Source organism: Kinneretia sp. DJ1R-11, assembly GCF_025717595.1.
Lineage (GTDB): Bacteria > Pseudomonadota > Gammaproteobacteria > Burkholderiales > Burkholderiaceae_C > Paucibacter_A.
On sequence record NZ_JAJIRR010000001.1, the window covers coordinates 681,944 to 696,043 of the forward strand.

General features: G+C 68.2%; 14 protein-coding genes. 5 read left to right on the forward strand and 9 right to left on the reverse strand.

Translation table 11 applies throughout. From position 1 onward, the window contains the following. Window positions 1–13: 13 nt before the first annotated feature. The 7 genes from LNV23_RS02845 to gspG form a co-directional block, all read right to left on the reverse strand. On the reverse strand, window positions 14–2,260 hold the full coding sequence (locus LNV23_RS02845; RefSeq protein ID WP_263561561.1) for a secretin GspD/PilQ domain-containing protein: 2,247 nt from the start codon (window positions 2,258–2,260) through the stop codon (window positions 14–16). Beyond that, the gene (locus tag LNV23_RS02850) at window positions 2,257–2,844 is read right to left on the reverse strand and encodes a hypothetical protein (RefSeq protein WP_263561562.1); all 588 of its coding nucleotides are present in this window, start codon (window positions 2,842–2,844) and stop codon (window positions 2,257–2,259) included. Before LNV23_RS02850 ends, LNV23_RS02845 begins: the two co-directional genes overlap by 4 nt. Continuing rightward, window positions 2,841–3,404 (reverse strand): hypothetical protein, encoded by a 564-nt coding sequence (locus LNV23_RS02855; RefSeq protein WP_263561563.1) that lies wholly within the window; start codon window positions 3,402–3,404, stop codon window positions 2,841–2,843. The genes LNV23_RS02850 and LNV23_RS02855 overlap by 4 nt, the downstream gene beginning before the upstream one ends. Then, window positions 3,401–4,828, reverse strand: a complete 1,428-nt coding sequence (locus LNV23_RS02860) for an ATP-binding protein (RefSeq protein ID WP_263561564.1) — start codon at window positions 4,826–4,828, stop codon at window positions 3,401–3,403. The genes LNV23_RS02855 and LNV23_RS02860 overlap by 4 nt, the downstream gene beginning before the upstream one ends. Beyond that, the gene (locus LNV23_RS02865) at window positions 4,821–6,362 is read right to left on the reverse strand and encodes a GspE/PulE family protein (protein ID WP_263561565.1); all 1,542 of its coding nucleotides are present in this window, start codon (window positions 6,360–6,362) and stop codon (window positions 4,821–4,823) included. Before LNV23_RS02865 ends, LNV23_RS02860 begins: the two co-directional genes overlap by 8 nt. Continuing rightward, on the reverse strand, window positions 6,359–7,558 hold the full coding sequence (locus tag LNV23_RS02870) for a type II secretion system F family protein (RefSeq protein WP_263561566.1): 1,200 nt from the start codon (window positions 7,556–7,558) through the stop codon (window positions 6,359–6,361). The genes LNV23_RS02865 and LNV23_RS02870 overlap by 4 nt, the downstream gene beginning before the upstream one ends. A 65-nt stretch (window positions 7,559–7,623) precedes the next feature. Continuing rightward, complete coding sequence (gspG, locus tag LNV23_RS02875) at window positions 7,624–8,061, reverse strand: type II secretion system major pseudopilin GspG (protein WP_318013825.1); 438 nt, start codon at window positions 8,059–8,061, stop codon at window positions 7,624–7,626. Between the two features lie 416 nt (window positions 8,062–8,477). On the opposite strand from gspG, the gene LNV23_RS02880 reads away from it, so the two are divergent. Further along, window positions 8,478–9,749 (forward strand): Glu/Leu/Phe/Val family dehydrogenase, encoded by a 1,272-nt coding sequence (locus tag LNV23_RS02880; protein ID WP_263516250.1) that lies wholly within the window; start codon window positions 8,478–8,480, stop codon window positions 9,747–9,749. A 91-nt stretch (window positions 9,750–9,840) separates the two neighbouring features. On the opposite strand, the gene LNV23_RS02885 is transcribed toward LNV23_RS02880, so the two are convergent. Beyond that, window positions 9,841–10,230, reverse strand: coding sequence for a ribbon-helix-helix domain-containing protein (locus LNV23_RS02885; protein ID WP_263561567.1), 390 nt, complete (start codon window positions 10,228–10,230; stop codon window positions 9,841–9,843). 31 nt (window positions 10,231–10,261) lie between these two features. After that, entirely contained in the window at window positions 10,262–10,846 is a 585-nt protein-coding gene (locus LNV23_RS02890) for a DJ-1/PfpI family protein (protein WP_263561568.1), read from the reverse strand. Window positions 10,847–10,959: 113 nt separating this feature from the next. Between LNV23_RS02890 and LNV23_RS02895 the strand changes: the two genes are divergently transcribed. Genes LNV23_RS02895 through LNV23_RS02910 form a run of 4 tightly spaced genes read left to right on the forward strand, consistent with a single transcriptional unit; the run spans window position 10,960 to window position 13,992 of the window. Continuing rightward, complete coding sequence (locus tag LNV23_RS02895) at window positions 10,960–11,949, forward strand: KpsF/GutQ family sugar-phosphate isomerase (protein ID WP_263561569.1); 990 nt, start codon at window positions 10,960–10,962, stop codon at window positions 11,947–11,949. Continuing rightward, window positions 11,949–12,542: a KdsC family phosphatase gene (locus LNV23_RS02900; protein ID WP_263561570.1), complete on the forward strand. Its 594-nt coding sequence runs from the start codon at window positions 11,949–11,951 to the stop codon at window positions 12,540–12,542. Before LNV23_RS02895 ends, LNV23_RS02900 begins: the two co-directional genes overlap by 1 nt. After that, the gene (gene lptC / locus LNV23_RS02905) at window positions 12,542–13,222 is read left to right on the forward strand and encodes an LPS export ABC transporter periplasmic protein LptC (RefSeq protein ID WP_263561571.1); all 681 of its coding nucleotides are present in this window, start codon (window positions 12,542–12,544) and stop codon (window positions 13,220–13,222) included. The genes LNV23_RS02900 and lptC overlap by 1 nt, the downstream gene beginning before the upstream one ends. Further along, entirely contained in the window at window positions 13,219–13,992 is a 774-nt protein-coding gene (locus LNV23_RS02910; protein ID WP_263561572.1) for an SDR family oxidoreductase, read from the forward strand. The genes lptC and LNV23_RS02910 overlap by 4 nt, the downstream gene beginning before the upstream one ends. Window positions 13,993–14,100 lie beyond the last annotated feature (108 nt).

Sequence of the window (14,100 nt, forward strand, 5' to 3'; positions counted from 1 at the left end):
AGCTGCCGCGCGCTCAGCGCGCCGCCTCCACATTGACCAGGCCCGAACCTTCCAGGCGCACGCCGGCGCTCTCGCCATTGGGGCTGGTGGCTTGGACGCTGCCCAGATCGATGCTGGTGGACTTGCCGATGGCGGCCGGCAAAGCCCGCAACACCAGCACTTTCTCGCCGCGCGCCGGCAGGTCCACGGCGATGCGGCCGTTGCCAGTGGTGCCCTGCAGGGCCTGCAGGAGGCTGGCGTCGAACTCGACTTCACCACGGACATTGAAACCCGAATCATTGCGCAGGGTCACCGACACCGTGCCGCCCGGTGTGACCTGCGGCGTCACCTCCAGGCGCACGGTGGCTTCGCTGGGCGCAGGCGCGGCCGCCGGTGCCGCCGGCGCCGCATCTCTGGGCGCCGCCAGGGCGGGCTGGGCAAAGCCGCCACCTGCACTGCTGCTGGGGCCGACACCGACCTTGGCATTCGGCTTGAGCAGGCCACTGAATGCGCCCGGCGATGCATCAGTGCCGCTGGCGGTGCGCGTCAGGCTGGCCTCGGGCAATGACAGATTGCGAACGATGCGCGGCGTGATCAGCAAGACCACCTCGGTCTTGGCCCGGGTGTCGCTGCGCACACCAAACAGGCTGCCCAGCAGCGGGATGCCCGACAGCCCCGGAATGCCGCTGGCCGTGCGCCGGTCTTCGTCATTGATCAGACCGGCCAGCACCTGGGTCTCGCCATCGTTCAGGCGCAGGGTGGTCGAGGTGGTGCGCTGGCCGATCTCGTAGGCCGTGGTGCCACCCGGGCCGGTGACTTGGCGGATCAGATTGCTGACTTCCAGGCCCACCTTGATCACCACGTCGTTGTCCAGCTGAATGGTCGGTTCGACATCGAGCTTGAGGCCAATGTCCAGATAGGACACCGACGCCGCCACCGAGGTCTGGCCGGTGAAGTTGGTGGTGGTGGTGAAGACCGGCAGCTTCTGCCCGATGTGGACCTTGGCCTTCTCGCGGTTGCGCACGCGGATCTTGGGGTTGGCCAGCAGATTGACATTGCCGCTGCTGCCGCGCAATGTGGCGACAACGCCGGGGTTGGCGACAAAGCCGCGGAACTCGTCGCGCTGGCCCAAGGGCACCTGGCCGGTGGCCAAGCCGCCGCCTACCGCTGGCAGACCGAAGCTGAGCTGGTCGGGCCATTTGAGGCCCAGATCGTCGACCCGGTCGGTGGCCAGCTCCATCACCTCGACATCGAGCATGACCTCGGGCTCGGGCAAGTCGACCGAGGCGATCAGGCGCTCGACCAGACGCAGCACCTCGGGGGTGTCGCGCACCACCATCAGGTTCAGGCGCTCGTCCACATGGATGTCCCGCACCTTGGCAATGGTGCGCACCATGGCCTGCACCTGCTTGACGTCGGCGTTAGCCAGGTAGAGGGTTCGGGTGATCAGCTCCTGGTGCTCTCGCTGCTTGGCACTGGTGTTGGGGAAGATCAGCACCGAGCTGTCATTGAGCAGCTTGCGGTCCAGCTGCTGGGTGCTCAGCACCACGCGCATGGCCTCATCCAGCGTGACATTGCGCAGGAAGATGGTGATGCGGGTGTCGGAGCGCACGTCCTTGTCGAACACGAAATTGATGTTGGAGCTGCGCGCCAAGGCCTCGAAGACCTGGCGCAGCGGTGCGTCACGGAACTCCAGCGTCACCGGTTTCTGGAAGGCCGGGCCCAGCTCATTGCTGCCTTGCTGCTCCAGCGGCCGCGCCTGCGCCACCTGGCTGAGCAACTGGCGAGCGCCCGGATGCTGGGGCGACTCGGCCAGGATATCGCGCGCCAAGGCTTCCACCCGTTCCAGGCGGCCTTCGCGCAAAAGGCTGCGCGCGGTCAAGAGCGTGGCTTCCTGTTTCTGGCCGCGCTGCAGCTCGGTCTCGAAATAGGCCAGACGCGGATGCTTGGGGTCGACCTCGCGCAGGCTTTGCATGGCGACCTGGGCCTCAGCCCAGCGGCTGCTGGCGCGAGCGCCTTCGATCTGCATCAGCAAGCGGTTGCTGAGCTGGCTGCGCAGACGGAGCTGAGCAGCACGCAAGGCATGGTCTTGCGGCTCCTTCTGAACAGCGGCATCCAGCACGGCATAGGCCTGCGTCAGCTGGTTGGCACGACTCAAATCATCAGCCTGACGCAGCGCCGGGTGGGAGCAGCCCGCCAGCAAGAGCAGCACGGCCAGGGACATGGCCGCGTGCTGGGGCGTGGTGCCGCGCATGAACAGGGAGGGGGCTTGCAGCTTCATGGGGTTGCGGCTCGAAAGTTGACGCTCTGGGTGAGCTTGGCGGGCAGCCAGGTCAGGTCGAGCCCGCGTTCATGGATCTGGTCGACTCGCCACTGGCCGTCGATCACCTCGCCGGGCTTGACGGCCAAGGTCTTGCTGGCACTGGACAAGAGGGCGACGCTGCCGCTGCCCTCGACCAAACGGCCGATCAGCTGATAGGGAAAGGGCGGCGCCACCGGCGCGGCGGGTGGCGGCGGTGGAGACGGTGGCGGTGCGGGCGGCGGTGGCGGTGGCGCGGGCGGCGCCCAGGCGGCGAACTGCCCGGCGCTGGACGGCGCCCAAGCGCCACGTTCCGCGGGCGCCCAGTCGGTCGGCGCGGCGCTGGCAGCCGCAGTCGCAGCAGCAGTAGTAGTTGCAAGGCGAGCGGCACCGCCGGTCGGCGCGCCTGGCGCCGGGCTGCGCCGTGTGGCGGCCACCGGCTGGGCCAGATCGGCATCCTCGCGCTCGCTCTGGGCCACCCACAGGGCCGCGGCAACGCTCACGGCCAGGCCCGCTGCCAAAACGATCTGACGCGGACCCACGGTGTTTGCTTTGGGCTCGCTCATCGCGTTTCGCTCCCGGCGGCCGACTCGGCTCGACCATGCAAGGACCATTGCAGCTCCGCCTCCAGCTCGGCGGCCTGCGGCGAAGCGCGGCGCAGCTTGAGGCCATCGAGGCTCAAGCCGGGGTCGTGGCGCAGGGCGGCCTCGATGTACTGGCGCAACGGCTCATAGCCGCCACTCAGCGGCATGGTCACGCGCAAACGCTCCAGGCCGGTGGCAGCGTCAACGCTCAGGCGGTGCTCGCTGCGGCTGCTCTGCAGGCCCAGGCGCAAGCCCATTTCCAGCAGATCGGCCAAGCGCTGCTGGCGGGCGCTGGCTGGCGGCAGGGCCTGCCACCACTGGGCCGCCGTCGCGGGCGCGGTCTCGCTGCTGGCAGGTCCGGCGGCGCGCTGCAAACGCAGCTGGGCGCGCAGGCGGTCCGCCTGGGCGGCGTTCGCCGCAGCTTCGCGCTCCCAGCCCTGCCCCAGCCAGGCCAGAGCGGCGGCCAGCAGCAGACCCAGCAAGGCGAGCACGCCGGGCAGGCCCAGGCTGCGCAGGAATCGTTGAACAGCAAGTGCCTTCATGGCCGGGCCTCCGCCATCGCTCCGCCCGGCGGGCGCAAAAGCTCCGGCTGCAGCTTGGCGTTCAGCTCGAAACGCTGGCCGCTCAAACCCTGCTCGGCGTTTTGCAACCGGCTCAAGATGACGCTTCGAAAGCCGCCTTGCGCGGCCAGTCGGTCGACCAGCTGCAAGGGCGCCAACTTGTCAGCGGCCAGGCCTTCCAGCCGCAGCTCCTGCCTGGCGCTGTTCAAGTCCAGGGCCAACCAGGCCAGCGGCGCCGGCTGCATGGCCGCACCGGCCTGCTCAACCTGCACCAGCAGCGATTCCCAGGGCTGGCGCAACAAAGCCTGCACCTCGGCGGCCGCCCGCAGCCGCTCGGCCTCGAGCTTGCGGGCGCTGTCCCTTCCACCGGCCTGAGCGGCCAGCGCAGGCAAGGTGGCCGGTGCACGCGCGGGCGCCGGCTTGGCGCGCAAGCGCGCCTGCAAGTCCGCCAGCTGCTGCTGGCCCTGCGCGCGCTCCTGCTGGGCTTCCCAGGCGGTCCAGCCGGCCGTGGCCAGCACCAGCAGGCTGGTGGCCGCCAGAGGCCAGGCCAAGGGCGAACGCAAGCGAGGCGCGCCCAAGAAGTCGGGCCGAGGTAGACCGGGCATGGGCTTGGCCGATACGGGCTCCAGCGCTGCGAGATCGGGCTCGGGCGCATCGAGGCGGCCGTGCACATGGATGGCAGGGCCCAGCTTCACGGACGCAACCGCCACCTGCAAACCATAGCCGGCCACACGCACCTGTGCCGCGGCCAGACCCGGCTGCAGCGCCAGCTGTTCCTGCAGCAGCTCGGCCAGGGTTTCAACACTGGCCTCCTGCAGGCGCAGCTGACGCAAGCCGCTGAGGCGCCCCGCCGTGAGGCTGAGCCAGGTCACGACCGCGCCCTCCAGCCAGACCAGGGCGGCCTGCTCGGCAGCCGCCCACTCGGGCTCCTCCCCAACCAGGCGCTGCAGGGCGGCGGCCCAGGCCGGCTGCACCTGCAGCAGGCGCACCTCATGCTCGGCGGCCACTTCGCGCCAGCCTTGGGCGGCCGGGCCATGCAAGGCCAGGGCGCCACATTGCTCGACCCGACCCGGTTCAGCCGCGAGGCGCCAGCTGGCCAGCGACCAGGCTTTGGCCGCGGCCCCGAAGTACTGACCGAACTGCTGGCGTGCGTAGGCCAAAAGCTGGGCCTCGTCGGCCAGGGGCAAGCCCGGCTGGCAGACCAGCTCGTGCAACAAACGGCTGGACAGCAGCAGGCGCACGGCGCTGCCGTTCTGCTTGCGACACCAGTCGGCCCAGGCTTCGGCCTTGCCGCCGGGACGCGCGAGCAAGCCCTCGGGCGTCAGGAACAGGGTCTGGGGTCGCGCCAGGCGGGCGCGCAAACGCCGCCGCATGCGGCTCAGAAAGGAGGGCGGCGCGCTATTCATCCAGGGTCACTCGTTCCAGCTCGTCAAAGGTGGTCTCGCCGCGGCAGACCGCTTGCAAGGCGACGGCCCGCAGCGGCTTCATGCCGCGGGCGCGCGCGGCTTCCTTGATTTGCGACATGGGCGAGCGCGCGGCGATCAGGTCGCGCAGGCTGTCGTCAAGCTTGAGCAGCTCGGCCACGGCACGGCGGCCGCGATAGCCGGTGCCGCGGCAATGGCCACAGCCCTCGCCCTTCATGAAGCTGTGCTCACCCGCCTGCAATCCATAACGCGCCAGCGTGGCGGCATCGGGCTCGAAGGGGCGCGCGCAATGCTTGCAGGTCAGGCGCACGAGGCGCTGGGCCAGCACGGCATTCAGAGCCGAGACCACGTTGTAGAGGTCCAGGCCCATGTGCATGAAGCGGCCGATCACGTCAAAAGCGTTGTTGGCATGCACGGTCGAAAACACCAGGTGGCCGGTCAACGCCGCCTGGACCGCGATCTGCGCGGTTTCGGCGTCACGGATTTCACCGACCATGACCCGGTCCGGGTCGTGGCGCAGGATGGAGCGCAGGCCACGCGAGAAGGTCAGCCCCTTTTTCTCATTGACCGGGATCTGCACCACGCCGGGCAGCTGGTACTCAACCGGGTCTTCGATGGTGATGATCTTGTCGTCGCCGGTGTGGATCTCGGCCAAGGTGGCGTAAAGCGTGGTGGTCTTGCCGCTGCCCGTCGGGCCGGTGACCAGCAACATGCCGTGCGGCTGGCGCGCCTGGTGGCGGATGGCGGCGCGCTCCTCGGCATCGAAGCCGAGCGAATTGAGCGTCAGGTTTCCGCCGGTCTGCTCGATGCGGGCCCGGTCGAGCACGCGCACCACGGCGTCCTCGCCGAAGACGCTGGGCATGATGGACAGGCGGAAGTCCACCTCCCGGCCTTGCACCTTGAGCTTGAAGCGGCCGTCCTGCGGCAGGCGGCGCTCGCCGATGTCCAGCTCGGACATGACCTTGAGACGCGACACCAGCTGCTCGGCCGTGGCCGCGCCGTCCACCGTGCGCACCATGGACATGACGCCGTCGACGCGGAAGCGAATCACCGCGCCGCGCGCCGTGCATTCGATGTGCACGTCGCTGGCACCGTCCTGCAGCGCGTCATAGAGCGTGGCATTGAGCAAACGAACCACGGGACTGGCCTGCTCGGACATCAGCAGAGCGCTGAGCTCCTCGGTGCCGCCGCTGGCCTCGCCGTCGATGACCGACTCCTCGACATCGCTGAGGGCCCGGAAATCGGCCTCACCGGCACCGAGCCAATGGCTGATGGCGGCGGGCTCGCACTGCAGCCAGCGTACCGGCGCTTGCAAACGCGCCTCAACGCTTTGCAGCAGCAGCTCATCGGCCGCCCGCTCGCCCAGCAGCATCTTGCGGCCACCGGCGCCCACGGCCAGCACGGCACGCCAGCGCTGCGCCTGGGCTTGCGGCCAATGCTCGAAATCGAGCGCCCAAGGGCCATGCTCGGCAGGCAGTACCGCGGCCAGGGAATAAGAAGAGGCCTCAACGGTCATTGAACTTGTTCCACCAGTTGGAAGATGGGCATGTACATCAAGACGATGATGCCGCCGATGAGCACGCCCATCACCAGCATCAGGGCCGGGTTGATGGCCCGGGTCAGCAGCTCGGTCAGGCGCACGGCTTCTTCGTCATGAAAGGCAGCGGCGCGTTCCAGCATGGAGGCCACCTCACCGCTGCGTTCGCCGACGCGCACCATGCGGCGCGCCACGGGCGTGGCCAGGTCCTGGGATTCGAGCGCTTCCGACAGGCGCTCGCCGCGCTCGATTTGCTCGGCGGCAGCGGCCACGGCGGGCCGCCAGGGCAAGGCCACCACATCCTCGACGATGCGCAAGCTGGCCAACACCGGCACGCCCGAGGCCAGCAGCATGGACAGGCTGCGGTAGAGCCGAGCCAGAGCCAGTACGCGCAAGCGCGGACCCAAGCCCGGCAGGGTCCAGAGCGAAGCCTGCAGACGCTCGCGCAAGCCCGGGTGGCGCCACAGGCTCGCGGCACCCAGCGCCAACAAACCGAGCCCCCCGAGCACCCACATCGGATGCGCGCCGGCGGTCTGGCCGAAACGCATCAGCACCATGGAGGCCCAGGGCAGGTCATTGCCCAGACCGTCGAGGATGCCGGCAAAGCGCGGCAGTACGAAGAGCAGCAGGAACAGGATCACCGCGCTGCCGACCGCCAGCAGCATGACCGGGTAGACGCAAGCGGCGATCAGGCGCGAGCGCAGGTTATCCACCCAGGCCAGGTATTTGGCATGCTGGGCCAGAGCGGTGCTGAGCTGACCGGTGCGCTCGTTGGCGGCGACGATGGCGCAGATCAGTTCGTCAAATGCCTGCGGCTGCTGGCGCAAGGCCACCGACAGCGGCTGCCCCTGCTCGACCTGGCTGACCACGGCGTCGAGCGCTTGGCGCACCGAGGCCTGGGCTTCTTTCTCGCGCAAGGTGTTCAGCGCTTCCAGCAAGGCGATGCCGGCATCGAGCAGCACGGCCAGCTCCTGGCTGAACAGCTGCAGCGGGAAGGCGCGCGTCGAGCGCCGCCCGGCACGGATGCCGGTGCCGGTTTCGCCCAACTCTTGTACATCCAGCACATGCTGCGGCGCCACGCCCAAGGCGCCGGCGACCGCATGGGCATCCAGCGCGTCGACGCGCACCGTCCTCACCCCCTCGGGGTGAAAGACGCGGACCTGGTAGCTGGGCATGGGGAGGTGGAATCAGTGGCGGGCAGTCCAAGGGCGACGGGCACAGGCCGCGGCGCCGCTGGGATTCACCAGCTGGTGAGGTCAGCGTCTTCGCCTTCGCCGCCCGGACGGCCGTCGCGGCCGAAGGAAAACAGGTCGTACTCGCCATGCTCACCGGGCGAGCGGTACTGGTAATCGCTGCGCCAGGGGTCTTGGGGCAGGGCTTTGCTCAGATAGGGGCCGGCCCAGCGCGGTTCGTCGGCCGGCTTGGTCACCAGCACGGCCAGGCCTTGCTCGGTGCTCGGGTAGCGGCCGACATCGAGCCGGTACTGGTCCAGGGCTTTTTGCAGACCGTCGATCTGGGCGCGCGCCGCCTTGACCTCGGATTTGCCGATCTGGCCGAAGAACTTCGGCCCCACATAGCCGGCCAGCAAACCGATGATGACCATCACCACCAGCAGCTCCAGCAGAGTGAAGCCACGGCCGGAACGGCGGGCTTGGCGCTTGGATTGGATGCACAACATCTTGTCAAAAACCCTCAAAAACTTCGACCCAGCGGCCCCGTCCGGCGGACCGGTTGCTACCCACTCACTCAGCGCACCGCGGCGCTGAGGCCTGAACTGTGACAGCCGCGACCCGGACCAGCCATTGGGACTTGACCCCCCATGCTCCATAAGGGCCAGCCTGGACGCGCGGCAATGCCACGCACTGTACCGGCTCAATGTGAAGGATAAAGGTCGGCCCAGGCGCGAGGCAGAGCGCCGAGGCGCCTCGCCGATTTATCGCGCAAATTGCCTGCATTTTGGCGAAAAGATGCGCATCACCCTGTTTATGCACAAGCCGCATAGTTGCATGTGCACTCGGCTTTGAGACCAGGCCGGCGCCGTACCGACTTCGCGTTACCGTTCGCCCCGTCCAAAAAGTTACGGAGCATTACCGAATGTCCAACCTGTCTTTCGTGGCGCCTACGCGCAACAGCCCCTGGGGCACCTATCTGTCTCAGATCGACGCTGTGGAACCCTATCTGGGCCACCTGGCCCGTTGGGTGGAGACTCTGCGGCGGCCCAAGCGCGCCTTGATCGTGGATGTGCCGATCGAGCTCGACAACGGCACCATCGCCCACTACGAGGGCTATCGCGTCCAGCACAGCCTGACCCGCGGCCCGGGCAAGGGCGGCGTGCGCTACCACCCCGATGTGACGCTGGAAGAAGTGATGGCCCTGTCGGCCTGGATGACGATCAAGAACGCAGCCGTCAACCTGCCCTACGGCGGCGCCAAGGGCGGCATCCGCCTCGACCCCAAGGTTCTGTCCAAGAAAGAACTCGAGCGAGTTACGCGTCGTTACACCAGCGAGATCGGCATCATCATCGGCCCGCAGCAGGACATCCCTGCGCCTGACGTGAACACCAACGGCCAGATCATGGCCTGGATGATGGACACCTACTCGATGAACGTCGGCGCCACCGCCACCGGTGTGGTCACCGGCAAGCCCATCGCCCTGGGTGGTTCGCTGGGCCGCGTGCAAGCCACCGGCCGCGGCGTCTTCGTGATCGGCCGTGAAGCCATGCGCCGCCTCAATATCGACATGGAAGGCGCCCGCGTTGCCGTGCAAGGCTTCGGCAATGTCGGCTCGATCGCCGCCAAGCTGTTCGCCGCCAGCGGCGCGCGCATCGTGGCCGTGCAAGACCACACCGGCACCATCCTGAACGAGCGCGGCTTCGACATGCAGAACCTGCTCGACCACGTGGCCCAGACGGGCGGCGTGGCCGGCTTCTCAGGCGGCGACCGCATCGCTAACGAGGACTTCTGGAAGGTCAAGAGCGATGTCCTGATCCCGGCCGCCTTGGAAGGCCAGATCAACAAGGAACGCGCCGAAGGCCTGCAAACCCGCCTGGTGCTGGAAGGCGCCAACGGCCCGACCACCCCGGACGGCGACGCCGTGCTGGCCGATCGCGGCATCGTCGTGGTACCGGACGTGATCGCCAACTCGGGCGGCGTGACCGTGTCCTACTTCGAATGGGTCCAGGACTTCTCCAGCTTCTTCTGGACCGAGGATGAGATCAATGTCCGCCTGGACAAGATCATCACCGGCGCCTTCAAGCACATCTGGGATGTCTCCGAGCAGCACCGCGTCTCGCTGCGCACCGCCGCCTTCGTGGTGGCCTGCACGCGAGTCCTCGAAGCGCGTGAAGAGCGCGGCCTGTATCCGTAAAGTCGGGCGAGGGAGGGCCTCTACCGCCCTCCCGGCACTCATGGGAAGCGCTGGCCACAGGCAAAACCAAGGGCTCTCACGAGCCCTTTTTTCATGACCGTGGTGGATCCAGGCTCACGCGCTGCGTCGGTCGCGCCCAGCTGGCCGGCAGATCGCGCAGCACCGTGCCGGCATCGAGCGAGCGAATCGGCACGCTGAGGTCGGCGGGGATGCGTTGCTGGGCTTGCAGCGCCATGTAGCGCAGGGCGCTGACCCGCAGGAAGGAGGCGAAATTGCCCACCGCGCCGCGGGCCTGGACCAGCTCGTCGTAGAGCTTTTCGATCAGCTGGGTGACGTTCATGCCGTCACGCGCGCCAATTTCCTCCAGCACCTCCCAGTGCAAGTTTTCCAGCCGGATGCTGGTGACCACGCCATGCAGGCGGACCGAGCGGGTGCGTGACTCATACGACTGCGGGTCGGCGCTGATGAAAACCTGGCACATGCTGTCTCCCAAAGGCTGGTGCACGATCTTCTCAGAGCCGGATCTCTGTGCCCAGCACCACCAGGAACTGCGCAATCCAGGCCGGATGTGCCGGCCAGGCCGGAGCGGTGACCAGCTTGCCGTCGGTGACGGCCTGGTCCACGGGGATGTTGGCATAGCTGGCGCCGGCCAGCTCCACCTCGGCCGCGCAGGCCGGGTAGGCCGACACCTGCTTGCCGCGAATGACGCCGGCCGCGGCCAGCAGCTGGGCGCCGTGGCAGATGGCAGCGATCGGCTTGTCGGCGCGGGCGAAAGCCTGCACCAGGGGCACCACGCCGGCCACGGTACGCAGGTACTCGGGCGCACGGCCGCCGGGGATGACCAGGCCGTCGAAGTCCTCGGCCCGCACCTCGGCAAAGCTGGCGTTGAGCGTGAAGCGGTGGCCGGGCTTCTCGGAATAGGTCTGCGCGCCCTCGAAATCGTGGATGGCGGTCAGCACGAAATCGCCTGCTTGCTTGCCGGGGCAGACCGCGTCCACCCGGTGGCCCACGGCCTGCAGGGCCTGGAAGGGCACCATGATTTCGTAGTCTTCCACATAGTCACCGGCCAGCAGCAGCAGCTTCTTGGCATTGCTCATGTTTGTCTCCTCGGGTGGGCGTGGCGCTCGCGGCTGCGGCGCCTGCCTGATTGTGGAAAGGCGCAACCCCGGGCGGGTAACAGCCGGGTATGACGCCGCTACACTGCCCGGCTATGAGTACAGTCCCGCCCTTCGACCCCGATCTGGCCCTGCAAAGAGGCCGGCAGGCCCTGCAGATTGAAGCTGCCGGCATCCAGGCCATGGTGCCGCGCCTGGGTGAATCGTTTGTGCGGGCGGTGCAGGTGGTGCTGGCCTGCCAGGGCCGCGTCGCGGTGATGGGCATGGGCAAGAGCGGCCATGTCGGCCGCAAGATTGCCGCCACCCTGGCCTCCACCGGCACGCCGGCCCTGTTTGTGCACCCGGCCGAGGCCAGCCATGGCGACCTCGGCATGGTCACCGCCAAGGACGTGGTGCTGGCCCTGTCCAACTCGGGTGAGAGCGACGAGCTCAACGCCGTGCTGCCCGTGCTCAAGCGCCTGGGCGTGACCATCATCGCCATGACCGGCCGCGCTGAATCCAGCCTGGCGCGCCATGCCACCATCGTGCTCGACAGCTTTGTGGCCGAAGAGGCCTGCCCGCTGAATCTGGCCCCCACAGCCAGCACCACGGCTCAGATCGCCCTCGGCGACGCCCTGGCCGTGGCCCTGCTCGATGCACGCGGATTCAAGCCGGAAGACTTCGCCCGCTCCCACCCGGGCGGCGCGCTGGGCCGCAAGCTGCTGACCCATGTGCGCGACCTGATGCGCAGCGGCGCGGATCTGCCGCGCGTGGCGCCCGACACCCCCTTCACCGACATGATGCGCGAGATGTCGGCCAAGGCCCTGGGCGTGGCCATCGTCGTCGACGCGAGCGACCGGGTGCAAGGCATCTTCACCGACGGCGATCTGCGCCGCCTGGTGGAAAAGGGTCAGGACTTGCGCAGCCTCACGGCCGCGGCCGTCGCCTCCAAGAAACCGCGCACCGTCAGCGCTGAAGCCTTGGCCGTGGACGCGGCCGACCTGATGGAAGAAGCACGCATCACCGTGGTGCTGGTGGTGGCGGCCGACGGCACGCTACAAGGAGCCATCACCATCAACGACCTGATGCGGGCCAAGGTGATCTGATGGGCACGACCCCGCTGCAAGCCGCGCTGCGTTTTCCGCCCGAGCTGCTGCTCAAGGCCCAGGGGCGCGCCCTCGGGCTGAAGGCCGCCATCTTCGATGTCGACGGCGTGCTGACCGACGGCCGCATCTACATCGGCGAACAGGGCGAGACCTTCAAGGCCTTCTCCACCCTGGACGGCCATGGCCTCAAGCTGCTCGCCCAGGGCGGCATCACCCCCATCGTCATCACCGGCCGCGATTCGCCGGCCGTGCGCCGCCGCGTCGCGGATCTGGGCTTGCAACACGCCGTCTACGGCGCCAAGGACAAGTACGCCGTGGCTCAGCCTCTGCTGGACCAGCTGGGATTGCACTGGGATGAGGTGGCGGCCATGGGCGACGACTGGCCCGACTTGCCCCTGCTGACCCGCGTCGGCTTTGCCTGCGCGCCGGCGCAAGCGCATGCCGAGGTCAAGGCCGTGGCCCACTACATCACCGCCGCTGCCGGCGGCCATGGCGCCGCACGCGAGTGCTGCGACCTGATGCTGCAAGCCAATGGCCGCTACCAGCAACTGCTGAACGGCCATCTCGACACCCTGGACGGAGGCCATCCCTGATGGCCACGCTGGCACCGGCGCCGAGCGGCCGGGCCCGCCCGGCCCAGAGCTGGCTGTGGCGGCTGCAGCAGCTGGTCGCCAACTACCTGCCTCTGCTGCTGATGGCCATGCTGGCCAGCGGCACCTGGTGGCTGGTCAAGCACACGCCCGTGCCCGAGGAGGCCACCCAGGCCCCACCGCCGCGCCACGAGCCTGACTACCAGATGCGCAACTTCGAGCTGCAGCGCATGGGGGGCGACGGACGCCTGCGCGCCCGCATCGAGGGCGCAGCCCTGCGCCACTACCCGGACACCGACACGCTCGAGATCGACCAGATCCATCTGCGCAGCTACTCGGCCGATGGCAGCTGGGTCCTGGCCAGCGCCCGCCGCGCCGTGGCCAATGCCGATGCCAGCGAGATCCAGCTGTACGGCGATGTGGAAGTGAAACGTTATGAAGCCCAGCAAGCCGACTCGCCGCAAGCGGCGGCCAAGCTAGACATCCGTGGGGAGTTTCTACAAGCCTTCGTCAACCGCGAGCAGCTGCGCAGCCACCTGCCCGTGCAGCTGCGCCATGGCGGCACCACGGTGCAGGCTCTGGGTTTCGAGTACGACCACCTGAACGGCCGCCTCAGCTTCCAGGGCCGCACCACGGCCAACCTGGCAGCCAAGGGCGGCAGTCAAGCCAAGGCCAAACCATGAGCCGTCTCGTCTACATCACTGGCGCCTCCAGCGGCATAGGCCAGGCCCTGGCCCTGCAGTACGCGCGCGCCGGCTGGCGTCTGGCCCTGGTGGCACGCCGCACCACCGAGTTGCAGAACTGGGCGCAGGCGCAGGGCCTGAGACCGGAGAACTGCGCCATCTACGGCGCCGATGTCTGCGACATCGCGGCCATCACCGGCGCCGGCCGGGCCTGCATCGCCGCCCAGGGACTGCCCGATGTGGTGATCGCCAATGCGGGCATCAGCATTGGCATCGACAGCGCCCAGTACGAAGACCTGGCCGTGATGCAGCGTGTCTACGCCACCAACAACCTCGGCCTGGCAGCCACCTTCCAGCCCTTCATTGAGGCAATGCACGTGCGCGGCAGCGGCGCGCTTGTGGGCATTGCCAGTGTGGCCGGCATTCGCGGCCTGCCCGGCCATGCGGCCTACTGTTCCAGCAAGGCCGCGGTCATCAGCTACTGCGAAAGCCTGCGCGGTGAATGCCGGCCCTTCGGCGTCAAGGTGGTGACCATCGCCCCTGGCTATATCGACACGCCGCTGACGCGCGAGAACCGCTACAGCATGCCTTTTTTGATGCAGCCCGAGGCCTTCGCTGCGCGCGCTTTCGCCGCCATCGAAGCTGGCGCGGCCTTCCGTGTCATTCCCTGGCAGATGGGCTGGGTAGCTCGCTTGCTGCGCCTGCTGCCTAACAGCCTGTTTGACCGGCTGCTGGCGGGCAGGCCAAGAAAGCACCGCCAAGGCAGCTGAAAGTCAACTCCCCGCGGCGAGGGGGTAGTTGTGCGCCCGGGACAGGGTGGTAGAACTGACAGGTCAGATGGACACGCCAGACTCATAAACTGCGCCGGGGTCTTGGCG

What these genes read in the sequence shown, in the direction of transcription:
- LNV23_RS02845 (WP_263561561.1), bottom strand. Translation starts at nt 2,260, where the DNA reads ATGAAGCTGCAAGCCCCCTCCCTGTTCATGCGCGGCACCACGCCCCAG.
- LNV23_RS02850 (WP_263561562.1), bottom strand. Translation starts at nt 2,844, where the DNA reads ATGAGCGAGCCCAAAGCAAACACCGTGGGTCCGCGTCAGATCGTTTTG.
- LNV23_RS02855 (WP_263561563.1), bottom strand. Translation starts at nt 3,404, where the DNA reads ATGAAGGCACTTGCTGTTCAACGATTCCTGCGCAGCCTGGGCCTGCCC.
- LNV23_RS02860 (WP_263561564.1), bottom strand. Translation starts at nt 4,828, where the DNA reads ATGAATAGCGCGCCGCCCTCCTTTCTGAGCCGCATGCGGCGGCGTTTG.
- LNV23_RS02865 (WP_263561565.1), bottom strand. Translation starts at nt 6,362, where the DNA reads ATGACCGTTGAGGCCTCTTCTTATTCCCTGGCCGCGGTACTGCCTGCC.
- LNV23_RS02870 (WP_263561566.1), bottom strand. Translation starts at nt 7,558, where the DNA reads ATGCCCAGCTACCAGGTCCGCGTCTTTCACCCCGAGGGGGTGAGGACG.
- gspG (WP_318013825.1), bottom strand. Translation starts at nt 8,061, where the DNA reads ATGTTGTGCATCCAATCCAAGCGCCAAGCCCGCCGTTCCGGCCGTGGC.
- LNV23_RS02880 (WP_263516250.1), top strand. Translation starts at nt 8,478, where the DNA reads ATGTCCAACCTGTCTTTCGTGGCGCCTACGCGCAACAGCCCCTGGGGC.
- LNV23_RS02885 (WP_263561567.1), bottom strand. Translation starts at nt 10,230, where the DNA reads ATGTGCCAGGTTTTCATCAGCGCCGACCCGCAGTCGTATGAGTCACGC.
- LNV23_RS02890 (WP_263561568.1), bottom strand. Translation starts at nt 10,846, where the DNA reads ATGAGCAATGCCAAGAAGCTGCTGCTGCTGGCCGGTGACTATGTGGAA.
- LNV23_RS02895 (WP_263561569.1), top strand. Translation starts at nt 10,960, where the DNA reads ATGAGTACAGTCCCGCCCTTCGACCCCGATCTGGCCCTGCAAAGAGGC.
- LNV23_RS02900 (WP_263561570.1), top strand. Translation starts at nt 11,949, where the DNA reads ATGGGCACGACCCCGCTGCAAGCCGCGCTGCGTTTTCCGCCCGAGCTG.
- lptC (WP_263561571.1), top strand. Translation starts at nt 12,542, where the DNA reads ATGGCCACGCTGGCACCGGCGCCGAGCGGCCGGGCCCGCCCGGCCCAG.
- LNV23_RS02910 (WP_263561572.1), top strand. Translation starts at nt 13,219, where the DNA reads ATGAGCCGTCTCGTCTACATCACTGGCGCCTCCAGCGGCATAGGCCAG.